Origin of the sequence: Caproiciproducens galactitolivorans (assembly GCF_004768785.1) — a bacterium.
In the GTDB taxonomy this organism is placed as follows: Bacteria; Bacillota; Clostridia; order Oscillospirales; family Acutalibacteraceae; genus Caproiciproducens; species Caproiciproducens galactitolivorans.
Genome location: NZ_SRMQ01000030.1, coordinates 1 through 838 on the forward strand (window position 1 = coordinate 1; position 838 = coordinate 838).

An 838-nucleotide genomic window follows, 5' to 3' on the forward strand; every position below is an offset into this window, starting at 1 on the left:
TCGGCGCGTTCAACGTCAACAACATGGAGATTGTGCAGGGAATTACCGAAGCCTGCCAGGAACTGAAGGCTCCGCTCATTCTTCAGGTTTCCGCCGGTGCGCGCAAATACGCAAATCATACTTATCTTACAAAGCTGGTCGAAGCGGCGGTAATTGAAAACCCGGATATTCCGATTGCGCTTCATCTTGACCATGGCTCATCATTTGAAATCTGCAAGGATTGTGTCGACGGCGGTTTTACTTCCGTTATGTATGACGGTTCCTCCAAGCCCTACGAGGAAAATGTGGAGGAAGCCCGCCGCGTTGTGGAATACGCGCATAAATACAATGTTACCGTTGAAGCCGAACTGGGCAAGCTCGCCGGTGTGGAGGACGACGTAAACGTTGCGGACGACAAGGCGCAGTTTACCGATCCGGACGAAGTGAAGGATTTTGTCACCCGTACGGGCGTGGATTCCCTTGCGATTGCCATCGGTACCAGCCACGGCGCTTACAAATTCAAACCAGGCCAGAAGCCGCAGCTTCGTTTTGATATTTTGAAGGAAGTTTCCGACCGTCTGCCCGGTTTTCCGATCGTTCTGCACGGCGCTTCTTCCGTCATTCCGCAGTTTGTTGAGGAAATCAACAAATACGGCGGCCAGATGCCGGACGCAATCGGAATTCCGGAGGAAATGCTCCGCGAAGCCGCAAAGATGGCGGTCTGCAAAATCAATGTGGACTCCGATCTACGTCTCGCCATGACGGCCAGCATCCGCAAGTATATGGCGGAAAATCCGAGCCATTTTGACCCAAGGCAGTATCTCGCCCCCGCGCGCACAGCCATTAAAGATATGGTTGC

1 protein-coding gene is annotated in these 838 nt (G+C 53.0%); it reads left to right on the plus strand.

Annotation, left to right across the window (positions count from 1 at the left end):
* Window positions 1-838, plus strand: an 838-nt coding sequence (locus tag CAGA_RS12500; RefSeq protein WP_135661207.1) for a ketose-bisphosphate aldolase, incomplete at both ends; no start/stop codon positions are given.